We start from the raw sequence: 17293 nt of genomic DNA, 5'->3' as shown, positions 1-17293 counted from the left end.
CCCGACCGTCGTCCGAACCACGGTCCCGCGGTCGGCGGGCCGACGACCACCACGGAGCAGAGCACACCATGTCGAGACGGCTCGTTCCCGTCGTCCCCACCCGCACACCGCTCCAGACCCGCGTCCTGGTCGTGTGCCTCGTCACGGGATTCGCGACGCTCCTCGACTCCGCGGTGCTCACGGTCGCCGCGCCTGCTCTGCGCGACGGGCTCGGGGCGAGCACGGTCCAGCTCCAGTGGATCCTCGCGGGGTACTCGTTGACGTTCGGGCTCGCGCTCGTCCCGGCGGGGAGACTGGGCGACCGTTACGGACGCCCGTGGTTCCTCGTGGCCGGTCTCGTGCTGTTCGCCCTGACGAGCCTCGTCGGGGCGAGCGCGCAGGACGCCGACGTGCTCGTCGTCGCGCGACTGGTCCAGGGAGTGGGGGCAGGCATGGCCAACCCGCAGGTCATCGGGCTGCTCCAGGACCACTTCGACGGCCCCGCGCGAGCGCGCAGCCTGGGTTCCTACGCCTCGACGGGCGCGTTCGCCGCCGTGATCGCCCCGCTCGTCGGTGGGGTCGTGCTCGCCGCGGCAGGTCCAGCGGGCTGGCGGATCTCCCTGGTCCTGACCCTCCCGTTCGCGCTCGCGGCCGCGGCGCTGTGCGCACGCTTCGTGCCGGGCGCCGGCCGTCCGCTCAGGTCGGCGCCCGGGATCGACCCGGTGGGCCTCGCGCTCCTCTCGGTGACGGCGCTCGGGCTCCTCGTGCCGTTCGTCCTGCCCGGTTCGGTCGCGGGACGGGCGTCGTGGGGTGCGGCCGCCGTGGTGGGCGCGACGACCCTCGTGTGGTGGGAGCGCCGCTACTCCCGCTCGGGGCGGACCCCGGTCCTGTCGCCCGAGCTGCTCCGGGCGCCGGGCTTCGCGCTCGGCTGTCTCGTGGCGACGTTCACGTTCGGCTCGGCGCTCGGGTTCTCGGCGGTCCTCATGATCTATCTCCAGGAGGGGGCTGGGCTCACCCCGCTCCAGGCCGGGCTCGCCACGACCCCTGGCGCCCTGGCGTCGGTCGTCGCGGCCCACCTCTCGTGGCGGCTCGTGCGACGCTTCGGCCGTGCGGGGGTCACCGCCGCGGTCGGGGCCAAGATCCCGGTCGCCGTCGCGCTCCTCCTGGCGGTGCTGCTCCTGCCGGACCGGTTCGTGGTGGCGAGCCTCGTCGTCGGGCAGGTGCTCACCGGGGTGACGGGCGGCCTGAGCATCTCGACCAACCAGGCCCTCACGCTCGACCAGGCGCCGACCGGGCAGCACGGCGTCGCGGCCGGGATGCTCCAGGTCTCCCAGCGGCTCTCCGCGACCGTGTGCATCGCCGCGATGACCGGCGCGTTCGTCGGCGCCGCCGCGAGCCCGGCAGGGCACGATGCGGCGCTCGCGGGCGCGGTCGTCGTGACCGCGCTCCTCGCCGTGGCGGCCACGGTGTGCTCGGTGCTCGACGACGTGCTGGCGCGCCGCCGTCGAGCCCGAGCCGGGAGCCCCGCAGCCGAGGCCGCGCTGCAGCCTGCGTGAGCCTCTCGGTCGACACCAGTTCTCGAACGGTGGGAAGAACGGGCGCAGGCCTTGTCCTCCGGCCCTCGGGGTGATCGCATGCGCGCATGAGTCTTCCCACCCGCACCCTCGGCGGCGCCGCGCCCGCCGGTCCGCTCACGGTCTCCGCGATCGGCTTCGGCGGCATGTCCGTCACGGACGCCTACGGGCCGGCCGACGAGCGCGAGGCCACCGACACCCTGCGTGCAGCCCTGGACGCCGGTGTCACGTTGTTCGACACGGCCGACGTGTACGGGCACGGTCGCAACGAGGAACTGCTCGGACGGGTCCTCGGGCCGGAACGGGACCGCGTCGTCATCGCGTCCAAGCTGGGCCTGCCCCCGGCCGGGGGTCACCCGGACGGGCGCCCCGTCGACGGTCGCCCTGCCTACGTTCGCCGCGCGATCGACGCGAGCCTGGGCCGTCTCGGCACGGACCGGCTCGACCTCTACTACCTGCACCGCGTCGATCCCCAGGTCCCTGTCGAGGACACGGTCGGGGCGCTCGCCGAGCTGGTCACCGCGGGCAAGGTGCTCCACGTCGGCCTCTCGGAGGCCTCGGCCGAGACGGTCCGGCGCGCGCACGCCGTGCACCCGGTGACGGCGGTCCAGAGCGAGTACTCGCTCTGGACGCGCGACCCCGAGGACGAGGTGCTGCCCGCCCTGACCGAGCTCGGGATCGGGTTCGTGCCGTTCTCACCGCTGGGGCGCGGCATCCTCACGGGGACGGTCGACCTGACCGAGGGCTTCGCCGCCGACGACGTCCGTCGCTCCCACGCGCGCTACCGCGGCGAGGACTTCGCGCACAACCGGGCGCTCGTCGCCCGGCTCGAGGAGGTCGCCGCAGGGCGTGGGGTCACGACGGCGCAGCTCGCCCTCGCGTGGGTCCTCGCCCAGGGGGAGCACGTCGTCCCGATCCCGGGCACCAAGCGCACCGCCTACCTCGAGCAGAACGTGGCTGCGGCGCTCGTGGACCTGAGCGCGGACGAGGTCGAGTCCATCGGTGCGCTGTGGCCGCGCAGCGAGGTCCGTGGCCAGCGGCACCCCCAGATGGAGCTGCTCGGGGGATGACCGCCTCAGTCCCCGGACGCCGCAGACAGGCTCGGCTCGTGCGACGTAGGCTCGTCGCATGACCGCGCTGATCCCCGACTCGGACCTCGACCAGACCGCGACCACCGCCACAGGTGCCCCGCAGGCGCCCGGCACCCCGGCCCCCACGGTCGCGGAGGCCGTCGAGGCGACGGCGCGCCGCGCCAAGACGGCCTCGCGCACGCTCGCGACCGCCACGCGCGCGACCAAGGACGCCGCGCTGCTCGCGCTGGCCGACGCGCTGGTCGAGGCGACCGAGGAGATCGTCACGGCCAATGCGCAGGACCTCGAGCGTGGACGCGAGAACGGCACGTCCGCCGGTCTCCTCGACCGCCTCGCGCTGACCCCCGAGCGGATCGCCGCGATCGCCGACGCGCTGCGCGACCTCGCGTCGTTGCCGGACCCGGTCGGCGAGGTCGTGCGGGGCTCGACCCTGCCCAACGGCCTGCGCCTGCGACAGGTCCGCGTGCCCATGGGCGTCGTCGGGATGATCTACGAGGCGCGCCCCAACGTGACCGTGGACGCGGCGGGCCTCGCGCTCAAGAGCGGCAACGCCGTGATCCTGCGCGGCGGCTCGGCCGCGGCGGCCTCGAACGAGGTCATCGTCGACGTGCTCGGGCGTGCGCTCGGGGCCCAGGGGCTGCCCGCAGACCTCGTCCAGTCCATCGACCGGCACGGGCGTCCGGGCGCCGTCGCGCTCATGCACGCGCGCGGTCTGGTCGACGTGCTGGTGCCGCGCGGGGGAGCAGACCTCATCCAGACGGTCGTGCGCGAGTCGACCGTCCCCGTGATCGAGACGGGCGTCGGCAACTGCCACGTCTACGTGGACGCCTCGGCGGACCAGGCGAGCGCGCTCGCGATCCTGCTCAACTCCAAGACGCAGCGCGTCGGGGTCTGCAACGCCGCCGAGACGCTGCTGGTCCACGCCGACGCGGCCCCCGAGTTCCTGCCCTCGGCGCTCGCCGCGCTCGACGGGGCCGGGGTCGTGCTGCACGGCGACGCGCGCACCGCGGAGCTCGCTCCCGCGGGTGTCGAGGTCCTCGCTGCGACCGACGACGACTGGGCGCGCGAGTACCTCGCGCCGGAGATCGCGGTGCGTGTCGTCCCGGACCTCGACGCCGCGCTCGAGCACATCCGCACCTGGACGTCGGGGCACACCGAGGCCATCGTCACGCGCGACCTGGCCTCGTCCGAGCGCTTCGTCGCCGAGCTCGACTCGGCCGCGATCATGGTCAACGCCTCGACCCGTTTCACCGACGGGGCCCAGTTCGGACTCGGCGCGGAGATCGGGATCTCGACCCAGAAGCTGCACGCGCGCGGGCCCATGGGCCTGGCCGAGCTCACGACGACCAAGTGGGTCGTCCACGGCGACGGCCACGTGCGTCCCTGATCACAGGCTGCCCTGCGTCCAGCACGACCGTGAGAGACTGGACGACGATCGGCGCCCGGCGCCGGTCATCCACTGATCCACGCACCACGTACCAGAACTAGTAGGAGGACATCGTGCTCGCTGCTGCCGCACAGGTTGCCCAGGAGAACGCCGAGGCCGTCACCCACCTTCCGATCCCGCCGATCGGGTTCGGCATCGTCGGGTTCGGCGTGCTCATCGGTCTCCTCCTCGTGACCTACGCCTTCCGTAGCGTCGGTACCCGCCACTGACCCGGTCGCTGGTGGACCCGTCGGACATGACCTCGAGCAGGCCCCGGCTCGGGGTGATGGGTGGCACGTTCGACCCCATCCACCACGGCCACCTCGTCGCGGCGAGCGAGGCAGCAGCCCGTTTCGGTCTCGACGAGGTCGTCTTCGTCCCCACGGGCAAGCCCAGCTTCAAGCAGCACCAGAAGGTCACGGCTCCCGAGCACCGCTACCTGATGACGGTCATCGCGACGGCCTCGAACCCACGGTTCACGGTCAGCCGGGTGGACGTCGACCGACCGGGGCTCACCTACACGGTCGACACGCTGCGCGACCTGCGCGCGCAGCGCCCGGACGCGGACCTCTTCTTCATCTCGGGAGCGGACGCGATCGAGCAGATGCTGACCTGGAAGGATGCCGACGACCTGTGGAAGATGGCACACTTCGTGGCGGTCTCCCGTCCGGGTCATCAGCTCAGCGTCGAGGGACTGCCGCCGGGGGTCGTCTCCACGCTGGAGATCCCCGCGCTCGCCATCTCGTCGACGGACTGTCGGCAGCGGGCGGAGGCCGGCCAGCCGGTCTGGTATCTGGTACCGGACGGTGTCGTCCAGTACATCGCGAAGCACGGTCTGTATAGAGGTCAGCACCATGAGTGATCAGCACGGGGGCAGCATGCAGCCCGTCCGTCCCTTGACGCGCCGAGAGATCCGCGAGCGCGAGGCCGCCGCAGCCGAGCAGGCCGCCGCCTCCGCCCCGCCCGCCTCGGGTGGGTTCCCGCCGCCGGCACCCGCTCCCGCGCCGGAGGCCCCGGTCGCGCCGGCAGGACCGCCGCCCTCGCGCCGCTCGATGCGTGAGCCGGTCGGCCCGACGGCGGGCGACGGCTTCCCGAGTCAGGCGCCGGTCGTGCGTCCGCCCTCCATGACGGGCGGCATGCGAGGAGTCGACCAGACGGGCCGGCTCACGCCGATCCAGGAGACCGTCGAGCACGTCGCGATCCGACCGAACCAGGCACCGCCGGCAGGGATGACACCCCCGGTCCGTCAGAGCATGCGGGCGCCGTCGACCGCGCCGTCCCCGTTCGAGGCCCCGGCCTCGCGGCCCACCCCGGCTCCCCAGGCCGCACCGCCCGCGACGCAGGCAGCCCCCGTCCCGTCGCCGTTCCCGCCGTCCCAGACGGCCACCCCTGCCCGAGAGTCCGTGTCCTCGCGGATCCAGCCCTCGGAGACGCCGCGAGCTGCGGCGACGCCCGCGCCTGCGCAGCCGACGCTGCCCTGGCAGCAGGCGACCGCACCTGCGGCACCCCCGCCGGTCCCGCCGCAGGCGCCAGCGAGCGAGGCGCCCCCGGTACTGCCGTGGGAGACCGGTCCCGCGGCCGGTTCGCCGTTCGGTGCACCGGGCGCCGCGGTGCGCGACGAGCCGGTCGATTCCCTCTTCCCCGTCGCTGGTGGTGCTCGCCCGGCGACGCCCGCACGGCGCGCGATGGACGACGAGCAGGACATCGACGAACGTCCCCCGGGCCACGCCTACACCTGGCTCCACTACCTGATCCTGATCGCCGTCGCGTTCGTGCTCGGCCTGCTGATCTGGCAGATGCTCCTCAAGGGCAGCTCTGCAGAGGCCGCAGCCGCCATCCCCGGCGAGATCGTGGCCAGTGCCACCCACCCACACGTCGGCCTGTCCTCCTGACAGGCCTCGGAACACACAACGGAGAGTCGTGACTGCAACGGAACGCGCTGTCGAGCTTGCGGTGATTGCGGCTCGCGCCGCATCGGACCGCAAGGCCGAAGAGATCATCGCCCTGGACGTCAGTGAGCAGCTCGTGCTCACGGACGTCTTCCTCATCGCCTCGGGAACGAGCGAGCGGCAGGTGTCCGCGATCGTGGACGCGGTCGAGGAAGAGCTGCACAAGGTCGGCGTCAAGCCGATCCGTCGCGAGGGCAAGGCGGAGGCCCGTTGGGTCCTGCTGGACTTCGGCGACATCGTCGTGCACGTCCAGCACGCCGAGGACCGGGTCTACTACGCGCTCGAGCGCCTGTGGAAGGACTGCCCGGTCATCGAGCTGCCCGAGGACGCGCGTGGCGGAGACGGGTCATCGAGCACCGAGGGTGCCGACGCCTCGGACGACGGCGCCATCTACCTCGCGGAGGACACGCAGGCGTGAGCGCGCGCACCGTCGTCTTCCTGCGCCACGGGCGCACCGAGTACAACGCGGCCATGCGCCTCCAGGGGCAGGTCGACATCCCGCTGGACGCCGTCGGGCACTGGCAGGCCGAGCAGGGGGCGCGATCGCTCGCGGCCGCGCACTCCCCGACGCTCGTCGTCGCGTCGGACCTGACGCGTGCGGCCGAGACGGCCGGGTACTACGGGAAGGCGACGGGCATGCCCGTCTCTCTCGACGAGCGTCTGCGCGAGCGCGGGTTCGGCGAGTGGGAGGGCATGACGGGCGAGGAGCTCTCCGAGCGCTGGCCCGACGAGTACGCGGCGTGGCGCCGTGGCGAGGAGCCCGCTCGTGCGGGCGCCGAGTCGCGGGCCGACGTCGCGGCGCGCATGGTCGCGGCCGTCACCGAGCACGCCGACGCACTGGGCGAGAAGGACACGCTCGTCGTCGTCTCGCACGGTGCGGCCATCACGTTGGCGATCACGGCCATGCTCGGTCTGGACCCGACGGGCTGGCGGGGGATCTCGGGACTGAACAACGTCCACTGGTCCCAGCTGCAGCGCTCGGGAGCGAACGCGTACCCCTCGTGGAGGCTCGTCGCGCACAACGTCGGAGCCGACTTCTCGCTCGACGAGTGGAGCTCTGGACCCGATTGGATTTTCCAGCCGACTTCGGCATAAACTAGCGATGCTTCCGAGGGGGAAAACCTCAAGGAAGTGCGGGACCAGCAATGGTTCTCGGGGCTGTGGCGCAGCTGGTAGCGCACCTGCATGGCATGCAGGGGGTCAGGGGTTCGAGTCCCCTCAGCTCCACCCGACACGAAGGCCGTCTCCCTCACGGGAGGCGGCCTTCGTCGTTCTCGAGCGACGAGGTTCGCCCTGCGACGGAGCAGGTGTGACGTAGGTCATGATCGCCGCTCCCTCATCTGCTCGGCCCTGGCCACATCCTCGACGCGGGTCCTCGACGGTGCGCAGTACACGACCGCGGTCACGGGATACGACGTCGCCTACCGGCCCTCTGGCCAGACGGTCACGGTCCCGGCCTCGGTGCTCGGGGGCGCGGCCGGCACGACGTCGTCGTTCACGACCGCCTACTCGTACACCGCGGGTGGCTACCCGGAGACGGTGACCCTGCCTGCGGCGGGTGGTCTCGGCGCGGAGGAGATCACGACCAGGTACGGCCAGCAGGGGATGCCCGAGTGGATGGGGTCCGGGTTCGGCTGGGGTGCCTAGGTCGCCGACGCGCGGTACACCGCGTTCGGCGAGAAGTCGGTCCTCGACCTGGGCAACACGTTCGGGACGGTCGTCTCCTACGAGTACCAGCAGGCGACGCACCGCCTGGTGCGGATCGGCCGTGACCGTGAGCGGGTCAATGGCACTGAGCTGGACGTGCGCTACGGGTACGACGTCGCGGGGAACATCCTCTCCGCGAAGGACGACCCCGACGCCGGGGTCCACGCCCTGACGGGTGTCGCGACCACGACGGCGGGCGGTGCGTCGACCGCGGCGTCGTACGTCTACGACGCCGCGGGCAACACCGTCAACCGTCTGTTCGGCACGGGCACCCAGGTGCGCGGATGGGACGGTGAGGGGCGTCTTGCCCAGGTCGTCACGTCCGGTACCGGAGGCGCCGGCGAGAACCAGTTGGCCGCCGGTGAGGCGTCGTTCGCCTACTCGGCCGACGGCGAGCGGATCGTCCGCAAGGACGCGTCGGGAACGACGCTGTACCTGCCTGGCGGGCAGGAGCTGACGCACCACACGGCCGGCTCGTCGGCGGGCACGACGACCGCAACCCGGTACTACGGGTTCGGGGGGCACACGGTCGCCGTGCGTGACGGCAGGGGCCTGGGCGGGGTCTCGAGCCTGGTCAACGACGTGCACGGGACGGCGCTCGCCGTGGTGCACAACACGAAGTACACGCTGACGCGCAACTTCGCCGACCTCTTCGGCGGTCGTCGTGGTGAGGTGCTGGACACACCCGGGGACCGCGGGTTCCTGGGCAAGGTCGAGGACACCACGGGGCTGACGAGCGTGGGGGCAAGGTACTACGACTCGGGGCTGGGCCGGTTCGTCTCGGTCGACCCGGTGATGGACCTGGGCGACCCGCAGCAGTGGTCGGCGTACACGTACGCCAACAACAACCCGGTGACGTGGTCGGACCCGACGGGGCTGCTGTCCTGGAAGGGCGCGTGGTCGAAGGTCAAGAACTCGGCGGCGGGGAAGTGGGTCAGCAAGAACAAGGCCGAGATCATCGGCGGTGTCGTGGGCACCGTCGTGGGGGTCGGGTGTGCTGCGCTCACGGTCGGCTGGGGGTCGGTGGCGTGTGCGGTGGCCGGCGGGGCGTTGGCCGGAGCGATCACGAACACGATCCGCCAGTCGTCATCGGGGAAGCCGTTCTCGTGGAAGTCGTTCGCGACCGAGACCGCCCTTGGTGGGGCAGTTGGGCTAATGGGCTTCGGCATCGGTGCGGCCGCCTCCAAGTGGCTTGCACCGGTGGCGAACCGTGAGGTGCAAGGGGCTGCGTCAGCGGTCCGGGCGAGCCTGTCAAAGGGAGGTCAGGCAGTCGCGTCCTCGGCGCGAACCGTTGTTTCGGGTCTGCGGTCAACAATGTCAATGGCAGTTGCGCGGATCAAGCCCATCGTGGCAGCCATACCCCGCCCGACCGCCACGCGCCCTTCCGAGACCGCAAATGCGTCGACCGGAGTGTCAAAGCCGAGCGTTGTGAACAGGACAACTGCAAGATCAAACTCGGACGATCTGCCGGCAGGATCTAGTTCCATCGATGATGCAGCAGGTCAGTGTTCGTTTGCGGGTGCAACCTTGGTTCTAATGGGTGATGGCAGCCGTAAGCAAATCTCTGAGATTCAGGTTGGAGACAAAGTTGTTGCAACGAATCTTGAATCGGGCGAACGAGGTGCCAAGACCGTAACTCGTGTCTGGGTCCATCAGGACGTCCTGTTCGAATTTGAGATTAACGGTCAGCAGATTGTAACAACCGAGGATCATCCGTTTTGGTCGGCGGCAGAGGGGCGATGGGAGGGGCCGCAGGACCTCGACTTGGGCGAGGGCGTGCTCGACGCGGGAAGTGGTGTTCTCACCGTCACGCGTGAGCTCGATCTTGCTTCGGCCCGACTGGAGTCTGCATACAACCTGACAGTCGCCGACTGGCACACCTACCATGTTGGTTGCCGACGATGTTCTCGTCCACAACACGGGCTACGTCCCGGCGCCAAAGGACCTGCCTGGTTTCCCGGGTGCGCGAAGGGCGTCGCCGATGACGCCGATCACCGGGGGTGGCGGATTGAGAAAGCGCTGGACCTGGGAGAAGTTCATCCTCGAGTGGGATTCCCAGCATGGAACGGTTGAGAAGTACAACAAGAGAGGGCACCACATGTGCGAGTTCGACCCGCTTACGGGCGAAGAGACGAAGCCAGCAGTTCCCGGGCGGACGTGCAAGATCTGATGTGGTACCTGGAGGGTTATGGGCGCGAGTCGAAAGAAATTGTTTTGGAGGTGCAGTTGCCATTGCTGGATACTGTGACAATCGGTGCGGCCCTAGGCAACCCCGAAGAGCTGCTGGGTGCAATGTGGAAAGTGGATTCTGGTGTGCGAGAAGTGTTGAGCGGTCTTGTTGAGGAGGACGTTCTGCGTCGCGATGACCTGGACTTCTTTGTTGTCTTCCTCTCGGAATGATGAATTCTCGAACTAGACTATTCCGCTCGCGGTACTCGAGGTCCTGATTGAAGGCCCGGATCCTCACGTCCGCACGATGGGGGTCGATCTCGGGCTGCTGCGTGTGGGCGCAAACTGCAAGATGGCGTCGGGCGGGGTCGTGTCAGGGCTCCGGCAAAGTTGGGTCTGCTGCACGGATAGGTGACAGTGGTTCTCAGGCGGCGAGTGCTACCTGAGTGGTCATGATGGTCTCGTACTCGATCGGGGTCAATCGTCCGAGTCGTTGCTGTCGGCGTCGTCGAAAAGGGAGAGACTGACCTGCCACACTGACTTCGGCGATCACGATCTGGCCGGTTAGGCGTGGATGCATCGTGCGTTGGCGACGGCCGCGTGCGGTGTGACACGAGAGTGAACAGGGGGGTGCAGGATGACACCGGCGCATGAGGCGGTCGAGCACGGGGACCTTCTCCGCCTTCGAGACCTGTTGGACGGTGGAGTCGACGTCGAGGAGATCGAAGGTGGCCTGACGCTGCTGCAGCATGCGATCGACGTCGAGCTGGACGGACATGTTCAAAGCGGAGAGCCGCTACAGGTCAACGTCACGGCCTACCTGCTCGCTCGGGGCGCCGATCCACTCGCCTCGTCCCTTGCACCTGGTGGATCGGCACTTCACATGGCGCGACTGGGTGGACACTGGCTCGCGGTTGCGCTGATCGAGTCGACCACGAAGCGCCGACACTGACGAGCATCTCCGACGATGTGGCGGCAGGTTCTCAGTTGCTGAGTCCGCCCAATCAGGGAACGGGGGGATATCGGAGTTCGCGATTGCGAGTGGCGGTGCCAGGCGATTCCAGCAAGTTCGCCCGGCGCTCGACCCATTGTTCCCATTTGGGTTCCAACCTGGAGGGCTCGCTGAAACTGCGAGCGCGTGCGATGTGGCTCCTGGTGAATACTCTCATGTCGGGGTGAGTGTTGCGGTGCCGACCCTGCGAGACGCGTCGCTCAGGTGCTGGTGAATGAACGCGCGGATGGGTCGCCTTGCGTGATTGTTGCTATTACGCCACGTGAGTTTGAGAGGGAGGAGGATCTGGTCATGGCAGAAGTCGGCCACGGGGAGTGGGTGGACTGGGCGGTCCGATCTTCCCTGAATGTGCTCATCTCCGAGCTAGGAGCGTCTCCTCGGACCTCAGCCCTGATTCGTCTCGAGGCGACGGCCTTGGATGAGCGTCGCTCGGAGGCGCTCGCAGTGTTAGTGGGCATGCAAGCCGACTAGGTGTACCCTGTCATGACGTTGGCGCTCGTTCCGGTCGTCACGTGGGAAGGCCGGCGGGCTTGGTGGGGATGTCGAAGACCTCACAACCCGCAGGGCCTCGTATGCCACGCTAGTGCGGTAAGAAGACGCGACATAAATCGATGTATCAGTTGATGGTAATTGCCGTGAGCTCGCGCCCACGAAGGCTGGTAGACGCCAGCTTTGTCAGTGAGATGTGCAGCAAGTGGGAACTCTTCAACCTGCGAAATCCGAGTCGTGAGAAGTTGGATTTCTACGTCGGTAATGGTGACGGCCGTCTCTATGTGGAGATTGATCTGTGGGAGGATCTCTTAAACTGGTACGCCGACGGCGTGGCCAAGACTCTCTTCGTTGACCGTGCCCGTCCCAACGTGATTGTATCCTGGACGGCTTCAGGGCGAGATCCGGACCTTTCTTCGATGGTGGCAATCACTGAGACTCTGGTTGATGACCCCGCTTTCGTCATATATGACGAGGCAGGGGGTGTGCGCAATTCATGGTGAGGCTGCTAGCCCCTGGACAAGCCGGACACGCGTCCGCCTGTGTCGGGGACTCGTGCTGCGCCTCGACTCGTCCGTGGCAGCGCTCTTCGCACAGGCACGACGAGGTCGTGCTCAGCCTTCTCGTGGCCGGGGGCGTTACGCTGCTGCGGTGCCGGGGCTCAGGTTTCTGCCGCTCGTTCGCCGACGGCAGGTCCCGGTCGCCCGAGCATGAGGGTGCTGCGCCCGGTCCTCGTCTGCCGGCGCCAGCGCGGAGAGCGTGAGACCACTTTGGTGGGGGAAGGGCTCGGGGCTTTGGGCGTGAATCTGGTCGCGCGAGGGCCGAAGCCGCTTCGGATGGGAAGCCTCTAGGAGTCCAGAAACTCGCGGGTTTCCGCATGGTGGTGCATATTCTCGTCAGCGGGCTAGAATTGTCAATGGGATCTGAGGGAATAATATGATTTTCCAGCGCGCTGATGTGGACCTGGTGATGGATCGACTCTATGGAGCTTGTGTGGCCAGGTTTACTTTTGGGCTCGTGGTCGTGTCTGCGCCCGCTAGCACCGATGCGCACAGTGATTGGGATCCGAGCGTGCAGCCACTTCACGCCGGTCCGGATTCTCTCTACATATCGATCCAACCGGCAGTGGGCGGAATGGTGAGTATTGCGTGCGTAGAAGGCCCGTACGTACCCGAGGGGGTTGGCCGGATGTACACCGGAGACCTCGTCCTTCCAGGTGCAAGCCTAGCCATCTATGATCCAGATGGGGCTGTCGACCTTCGTCTACCCGTTGCGAGAGAGCGAAACACCGTTGACGTGTATGGGGACGATGCGGAGGAATCGTCACAGCTCTGGATCGTACTCACGGAGATGCAGTGATCTTAGTCCGCGCGAGCCGAGGAGCGGCGTTTCAGAATCTGCACCGTTTTCTCCATCTACTTGCGGTTCCGTGGTAACTGGTGTCGGCCGGTGCCTCTGCCGGTCCGCGTTGAGCAGGCACCTGTCCGGGCAGAACTCCTGAAGTGGGCGGATGTCGGAACGGTCGATAGTGAAGAAGGCGTGATCTCGGGGCTCTATCGAGAGGAGTTAGGGGAGATGGTGCCCGCTCACGGACTCTCCTGGTTCTGTATGCGCCGTTGGTCTCTGCTCCAGCCATCACTTCTTGTCGGAGTCTTGATCCGCCCTGCGAGTTCAGCCCGACTGGACCGTGGACTCTGTACCTGTACAGGTGGTGCCTGCTCGCTCCCCGGCAGGACGGAGCCTTCGGCGAAGGCACGTCGATGCCCTTGTGCCGGCGTCGAGGCACGGCGTCAGTGCCGCAGTGTCGAGGCAGCGGGAGTCCAGTCGTATGGCCGCTAGCCTTGCAACCCATGTCTGAAGACGCGGGAGACGGGCACTTGTCGCTCGTTCGTTTCGATGCGCTGAGCGAGACGACGTGTCGGGCTCTCGCCGCATCCGGGTGGAGCCCCGGACGGGCTGTCGACGTCGATCGATGGGTGGGCCCGCTGGAGGGCGAGGGCTATCGGGTGCACCCGATAGCCGAGGAGGTCCTCCGGAGGCTGGGGGCTGTCGATCGAACCCGTCAACCGGGCTGGGCCGAACTTCATGAACGACGAGCCGTACAGCTTCGACCCGTTCGGGGCCGGCCTCGGCCAACGTGCACTGGCCACGGAGCTGGAGAGTGTCCTCGGCGGACGGTACTTCCCGATCGGCGAGTGGCTCAGCCATTCCAGTGTGTTCGTCGAATCTCGGGGAAGAGTGGTCGCCGCCGGGATGGGGTGGATCTGGGAGCTCGGGTCGAGTGTCGAGGAGTCGTTGGAGCTGGCCGTGACGGCAGACCGGCCGCTGCCCTGCCTGTACTCCGATCCCGGCCTGGGTCCTTGGCCGACGGGGGCGGGGGCTGAGGGTGCTGGCCAGTCTGAGGAGCGTGCACGATGACGGTGTGGACGCGGTGAGCGTGCGGGTCGACGACCAGCCGGACGTGGTCCGACGATGAGGAGGAAGGGGTCACCGCCGCTCGTTCCCTCGACGGTAGTTCCCGGTGGCCCGTGCCAGCAGGTGCTGCGTCCGGTCCTCGTCAGCGGTCTCCAGTGCAGCGATCAGCCGGTCGGCCCGGGCACCGGAGATCGTCGCGACCAGCCGACCCCCGCGGTAGGCGTGGACGGAGCCAGACGCCGTGACACGGTGGTCGAACGGGGAGTCGACGAGTCGCCCGCGTGCGTCGGGCGGGCCAGATCTGCTCATGCGGCGACCGTAGCCAAGGGCGCACAGACCACGCCAGGTGATTGACGCCGTCGGGCAGGAGTAGCGGGCGCGGGGCCACCCGCCTCGCGTCCCGGACCTTCAATCGCATGGACGACATCCGTCCACGATGCGTGCTTTGCGGCAGATCCTTTGCCGTACCGATACCGTGCAGCCATCCGAGCAAGGAGGTCAGCATGCGCATCGGCGTGCCCAGAGAGACCCGTCCCGGCGAGCGGCTCGTCGCCGCGACGCCCCGGACCGTGGCCCAGCTCGTGGGCCTGGGGTACGACGTCGTGGTCGAGCGCGGCGCCGGTAAGCGCGCGAGCTACCCCGACGAGGCGTACGTGGAGGCGGGCGCGAGCCTGGGCGACGCGGCGCAGGCGTGGGGAGCCGATGTCGTCACGGCCGTCAACAGCCCGTCGGCCGAGCAGGTCGCGTCGCTGCCGGAGGATGCGACCCTGATCGCGATGCTGGCCCCCGGCTCGAACGAGGCGCTCGTCCAGCAGCTCGCGGACCACGGCGTCACGGCCCTGGCTCTCGACGCCGTGCCCCGCATCTCGCGCGCCCAGTCGCTCGACGTGCTCAGCGCGATGTCGAACGTCGCGGGGTACCGCGCCGTGGTCGAGTCCGCGGAGGAGTACGGCGGCATGTTCGCCGGCCAGGTCACCGCGGCGGGCAAGACGGCGCCCGCGACCGTGTTCGTGATCGGCGCCGGCGTCGCGGGTCTCGCGGCGATCGGCACGGCCGCGAGCCTCGGTGCGCAGGTGCGTGCGTTCGACGTGCGGCCCGAGGTCGGTGAGCAGATCGAGTCGATGGGCGCCGAGTTCGTCCAGGCCGAGGGCGCGCGCCAGGAGGTCAGCACCGACGGCTACGCGAGTGCGCTGACGGCCGAGCAGGAGCGCCTCACCGCGGAGATGTACGCGGCGGAGAGCGCGCGCGCCGACATCGTCATCACCACGGCGCTCGTGCGGGGCCGCGCGCCGCGCACCCTCAGCGCCGAGATGGTCGCGGCGATGCGGCCCGGCAGCGTGATCGTGGACCTCGCGGCCTCGGGCGGCGGGAACTGCGAGCTCACGGTGCCGGGGGAGCGCGTCGTGACGGACAACGGCGTCGTGATCCTGGGCTACACCGACCTCACGAGCCGCATGCCCAAGCACACGTCGCAGCTCGTCGGGACGAACATCGTCAACCTGCTCAAGCTCCTGACCCCGGGCGGCAACGGACAGGTCGTGCTCGACCTGGACGACGAGGTGCTGCGCGGCATGACGGTCGCGCGCGCGGGCGAGGTCCTGTGGCCGCCGCCCCCGGTCGCCGTCTCGGCCGCGGCCCCCGCGGCCCCGCCAGCGCCCGTGGTCGACGAGGCCCAGGCCGCGCTCGACGCGGCGACCGCGTTGGACGACGCCCGACGGCGCGGCACCCGCCGGGCGGTCGGGTACGCCCTGGCCGCTGTCCTGGCCGCGCTGGCCATCACGTTCTCGCCCCCGGCGTTCGTGGGGCACTTCACCGTGTTCGCCCTCGCGGTGGTCGTGGGCTACTACGTCATCTCCAACGTGAGCCACTCGCTGCACACCCCTCTCATGGCCCAGACGAACGCGATCTCCGGGATCATCCTGGTCGGCGCGCTCCTGCAGATCGGCGACTCGAGCTGGGTGGTCACCACGATCGCCTTCGTCGCGGCCGCCCTGGCCTCCGTCAACATCTTCGGTGGGTTCCTCGTGGCCTACCGCATGATCGGCATGTTCCGGAAGGAGGCCTGACCCGTGCTGACCTCCCTGGTCCAGGCTGCTTACGTCATCGCAGCCGTCCTGTTCATCCTCAGCCTCGCGGGCCTGTCCAAGCAGGAGACGGCCCGTCGCGGCAGCCTGCTCGGCATGACGGGCATGGGGCTCGCCCTCGTGGCCACGGTCGCGCTCGCGCTGCAGGACAGCGAGCGTCCCGTGATGGTGACGCTGCTGCTCATCTGCATGGTGTTCGTGATCGGCGCGGTCGTCGGGACGTGGCGTGCGCGCAGCGTCGAGATGACGCAGATGCCGGAGATGATCGCGCTCCTGCACAGCTTCGTGGGCCTCGCTGCGGTCCTCGTCGGTTTCAACTCGTACCTGACCGAGCAGGGCGACGTGGTGCACCTGGTCGAGGTCTTCCTCGGGGTGCTCATCGGCGCCGTGACGTTCACGGGCTCGATCGTGGCCTACCTCAAGCTGTCGGCGCGCATCCGGTCGAACCCGCTCATGCTGCCGGGGCGCAACTGGTGGAACCTCGGGGCGCTCGTCGCCTCGGGCGGCCTCATGGCCTGGTTCATCGCGGGCCACGGACTGGTGCCGCTCGTCCTCATGACCGTGGTGGCCCTCGCGCTCGGCTGGCACCTGGTGGCCTCGATCGGCGGCGGCGACATGCCGGTCGTCGTCTCGATGCTCAACTCGTACTCCGGGTGGGCCGCGGCCGCGGCGGGCTTCATGCTCAGCAACGACCTGCTCATCATCACGGGAGCACTGGTGGGTTCCTCGGGTGCGATCCTCAGCTACATCATGTGCAAGGCCATGAACCGCTCGTTCATCAGCGTGATCCTGGGCGGGTTCGGGGCCGAGGGCGGCACGGTCGTGGCGTCCGACCAGGACTACGGTGAGCACCACGAGATCCAGGCGGCCGAGGTCGCGGACCTGCTCAAGCACGCCCGCTCGGTCGTGGTCACGCCCGGCTACGGCATGGCCGTCGCCAAGGCGCAGTACCCTGTCGCGGACCTGGTGCGGCGGCTGCGCGAGCGAGGGGTCGACGTCCGGTTCGGCGTGCACCCCGTCGCGGGGCGTCTGCCGGGGCACATGAACGTGCTGCTCGCCGAGGCCAAGGTGCCCTACGACATCGTCCTCGAGATGGACGAGATCAACGGTGACCTGCCGGACACCGACGTCGTGCTGGTCATCGGGGCCAACGACACGGTCAACCCGGCAGCGCTCGACGACCCGGGCTCGCCCATCGCGGGCATGCCCGTGCTCGAGGTCTGGAAGGCCAAGCAGGTCGTCGTGTTCAAGCGGTCGATGGCCACGGGGTACGCGGGGGTCCAGAACCCGCTGTTCTTCAAGGACAACACCGCGATGCTCTTCGGAGACGCCAAGGACCAGGTGGAGAACATCATCCAGGCGCTCTGAGGCCCGGCGCGGGTGGAGCGACCCGCGTGA

At 69.0% G+C, this 17293-nt stretch carries 18 protein-coding genes and 1 tRNA gene; 17 read left to right on the top strand and 2 right to left on the bottom strand.

Annotation, left to right across the window (positions count from 1 at the left end; translation table 11 throughout):
* The first annotated feature begins 68 nt into the window (after positions 1 to 68).
* The 13 genes from ACIPWA_RS11805 (at position 69) to ACIPWA_RS11745 (ending at position 10126) form a co-directional block, all read left to right on the top strand.
* Positions 69 to 1535 carry an MFS transporter gene (locus ACIPWA_RS11805; RefSeq protein WP_400290348.1) on the top strand — a complete coding sequence of 489 codons (1467 nt, stop codon included), beginning with the start codon at positions 69 to 71 and terminating at the stop codon, positions 1533 to 1535.
* A gap of 86 nt (positions 1536 to 1621) precedes the next feature.
* Positions 1622 to 2623: an aldo/keto reductase gene (locus ACIPWA_RS11800; protein WP_400290347.1), complete on the top strand. Its 1002-nt coding sequence runs from the start codon at positions 1622 to 1624 to the stop codon at positions 2621 to 2623.
* A 58-nt stretch (positions 2624 to 2681) separates the two neighbouring features.
* On the top strand, positions 2682 to 4031 hold the full coding sequence (locus ACIPWA_RS11795; protein WP_400290344.1) for a glutamate-5-semialdehyde dehydrogenase: 1350 nt from the start codon (positions 2682 to 2684) through the stop codon (positions 4029 to 4031).
* 113 nt (positions 4032 to 4144) lie between these two features.
* On the top strand, positions 4145 to 4300 hold the full coding sequence (locus ACIPWA_RS11790) for a hypothetical protein (RefSeq protein WP_169834194.1): 156 nt from the start codon (positions 4145 to 4147) through the stop codon (positions 4298 to 4300).
* A gap of 26 nt (positions 4301 to 4326) precedes the next feature.
* Positions 4327 to 4932, top strand: a complete 606-nt coding sequence (gene nadD / locus ACIPWA_RS11785; protein ID WP_056650547.1) for a nicotinate-nucleotide adenylyltransferase — start codon at positions 4327 to 4329, stop codon at positions 4930 to 4932.
* Complete coding sequence (locus ACIPWA_RS11780; RefSeq protein WP_400290342.1) at positions 4925 to 5962, top strand: hypothetical protein; 1038 nt, start codon at positions 4925 to 4927, stop codon at positions 5960 to 5962. Before nadD ends, ACIPWA_RS11780 begins: the two co-directional genes overlap by 8 nt.
* Positions 5963 to 5990: 28 nt before the next feature.
* The gene (gene rsfS, locus ACIPWA_RS11775; RefSeq protein ID WP_191803566.1) at positions 5991 to 6437 is read left to right on the top strand and encodes a ribosome silencing factor; all 447 of its coding nucleotides are present in this window, start codon (positions 5991 to 5993) and stop codon (positions 6435 to 6437) included.
* Positions 6434 to 7114 carry a histidine phosphatase family protein gene (locus tag ACIPWA_RS11770; protein ID WP_400290340.1) on the top strand — a complete coding sequence of 227 codons (681 nt, stop codon included), beginning with the start codon at positions 6434 to 6436 and terminating at the stop codon, positions 7112 to 7114. Before rsfS ends, ACIPWA_RS11770 begins: the two co-directional genes overlap by 4 nt.
* A 59-nt stretch (positions 7115 to 7173) precedes the next feature.
* Positions 7174 to 7246: transfer RNA gene (locus ACIPWA_RS11765), tRNA-Ala, on the top strand.
* Positions 7247 to 7480: 234 nt separating this feature from the next.
* Complete coding sequence (locus ACIPWA_RS11760; protein WP_400290338.1) at positions 7481 to 7666, top strand: hypothetical protein; 186 nt, start codon at positions 7481 to 7483, stop codon at positions 7664 to 7666.
* Positions 7667 to 7774: 108 nt separating this feature from the next.
* Positions 7775 to 9799: a polymorphic toxin-type HINT domain-containing protein gene (locus tag ACIPWA_RS11755; protein WP_400290336.1), complete on the top strand. Its 2025-nt coding sequence runs from the start codon at positions 7775 to 7777 to the stop codon at positions 9797 to 9799.
* Positions 9708 to 9896 (top strand): colicin E3/pyocin S6 family cytotoxin, encoded by a 189-nt coding sequence (locus ACIPWA_RS11750; RefSeq protein ID WP_225220596.1) that lies wholly within the window; start codon positions 9708 to 9710, stop codon positions 9894 to 9896. Before ACIPWA_RS11755 ends, ACIPWA_RS11750 begins: the two co-directional genes overlap by 92 nt.
* The gene (locus ACIPWA_RS11745) at positions 9884 to 10126 is read left to right on the top strand and encodes a hypothetical protein (protein ID WP_400290333.1); all 243 of its coding nucleotides are present in this window, start codon (positions 9884 to 9886) and stop codon (positions 10124 to 10126) included. The genes ACIPWA_RS11750 and ACIPWA_RS11745 overlap by 13 nt, the downstream gene beginning before the upstream one ends.
* Before the next feature lie 193 nt (positions 10127 to 10319).
* Here the strand turns inward: ACIPWA_RS11745 and ACIPWA_RS11740 are convergent, their stop codons facing one another.
* Complete coding sequence (locus ACIPWA_RS11740; RefSeq protein ID WP_191805505.1) at positions 10320 to 10673, bottom strand: hypothetical protein; 354 nt, start codon at positions 10671 to 10673, stop codon at positions 10320 to 10322.
* A gap of 869 nt (positions 10674 to 11542) precedes the next feature.
* On the opposite strand from ACIPWA_RS11740, the gene ACIPWA_RS11735 reads away from it, so the two are divergent.
* Positions 11543 to 11899, top strand: coding sequence for a hypothetical protein (locus ACIPWA_RS11735; RefSeq protein WP_191805504.1), 357 nt, complete (start codon positions 11543 to 11545; stop codon positions 11897 to 11899).
* Positions 11900 to 13156: 1257 nt separating this feature from the next.
* Positions 13157 to 13780, top strand: a complete 624-nt coding sequence (locus ACIPWA_RS11730; RefSeq protein WP_400290330.1) for an SUKH-3 domain-containing protein — start codon at positions 13157 to 13159, stop codon at positions 13778 to 13780.
* Between the two features lie 103 nt (positions 13781 to 13883).
* Here the strand turns inward: ACIPWA_RS11730 and ACIPWA_RS11725 are convergent, their stop codons facing one another.
* Positions 13884 to 14120, bottom strand: coding sequence for a hypothetical protein (locus ACIPWA_RS11725; RefSeq protein WP_400290328.1), 237 nt, complete (start codon positions 14118 to 14120; stop codon positions 13884 to 13886).
* Positions 14121 to 14314: 194 nt separating this feature from the next.
* On the opposite strand from ACIPWA_RS11725, the gene ACIPWA_RS11720 reads away from it, so the two are divergent.
* Both ACIPWA_RS11720 and pntB read left to right on the top strand, forming a co-directional pair.
* Positions 14315 to 15877: a Re/Si-specific NAD(P)(+) transhydrogenase subunit alpha gene (locus ACIPWA_RS11720; protein ID WP_400290326.1), complete on the top strand. Its 1563-nt coding sequence runs from the start codon at positions 14315 to 14317 to the stop codon at positions 15875 to 15877.
* Between the two features lie 3 nt (positions 15878 to 15880).
* Complete coding sequence (pntB, locus tag ACIPWA_RS11715) at positions 15881 to 17263, top strand: Re/Si-specific NAD(P)(+) transhydrogenase subunit beta (protein WP_400290324.1); 1383 nt, start codon at positions 15881 to 15883, stop codon at positions 17261 to 17263.
* The last annotated feature ends 30 nt before the right edge of the window (positions 17264 to 17293 follow it).

Source organism: Oerskovia enterophila (assembly GCF_044748475.1).
GTDB classification, from domain to species: Bacteria; Actinomycetota; Actinomycetes; order Actinomycetales; family Cellulomonadaceae; genus Oerskovia; species Oerskovia enterophila.
This window is presented reverse-complemented; position numbering and strand designations above follow the sequence as displayed.

Bases quoted from the DNA above. Each gene is read 5' to 3' on its own strand.
- ACIPWA_RS11805 (WP_400290348.1), top strand. From the start codon at position 69: ATGTCGAGACGGCTCGTTCCCGTCGTCCCCACCCGCACACCGCTCCAG.
- ACIPWA_RS11800 (WP_400290347.1), top strand. From the start codon at position 1,622: ATGAGTCTTCCCACCCGCACCCTCGGCGGCGCCGCGCCCGCCGGTCCG.
- ACIPWA_RS11795 (WP_400290344.1), top strand. From the start codon at position 2,682: ATGACCGCGCTGATCCCCGACTCGGACCTCGACCAGACCGCGACCACC.
- nadD (WP_056650547.1), top strand. From the start codon at position 4,327: ATGACCTCGAGCAGGCCCCGGCTCGGGGTGATGGGTGGCACGTTCGAC.
- ACIPWA_RS11780 (WP_400290342.1), top strand. From the start codon at position 4,925: ATGAGTGATCAGCACGGGGGCAGCATGCAGCCCGTCCGTCCCTTGACG.
- ACIPWA_RS11750 (WP_225220596.1), top strand. From the start codon at position 9,708: ATGACGCCGATCACCGGGGGTGGCGGATTGAGAAAGCGCTGGACCTGG.
- ACIPWA_RS11740 (WP_191805505.1), bottom strand. From the start codon at position 10,673: ATGTCCGTCCAGCTCGACGTCGATCGCATGCTGCAGCAGCGTCAGGCC.
- ACIPWA_RS11730 (WP_400290330.1), top strand. From the start codon at position 13,157: ATGCCCTTGTGCCGGCGTCGAGGCACGGCGTCAGTGCCGCAGTGTCGA.
- ACIPWA_RS11725 (WP_400290328.1), bottom strand. From the start codon at position 14,120: ATGAGCAGATCTGGCCCGCCCGACGCACGCGGGCGACTCGTCGACTCC.
- ACIPWA_RS11720 (WP_400290326.1), top strand. From the start codon at position 14,315: ATGCGCATCGGCGTGCCCAGAGAGACCCGTCCCGGCGAGCGGCTCGTC.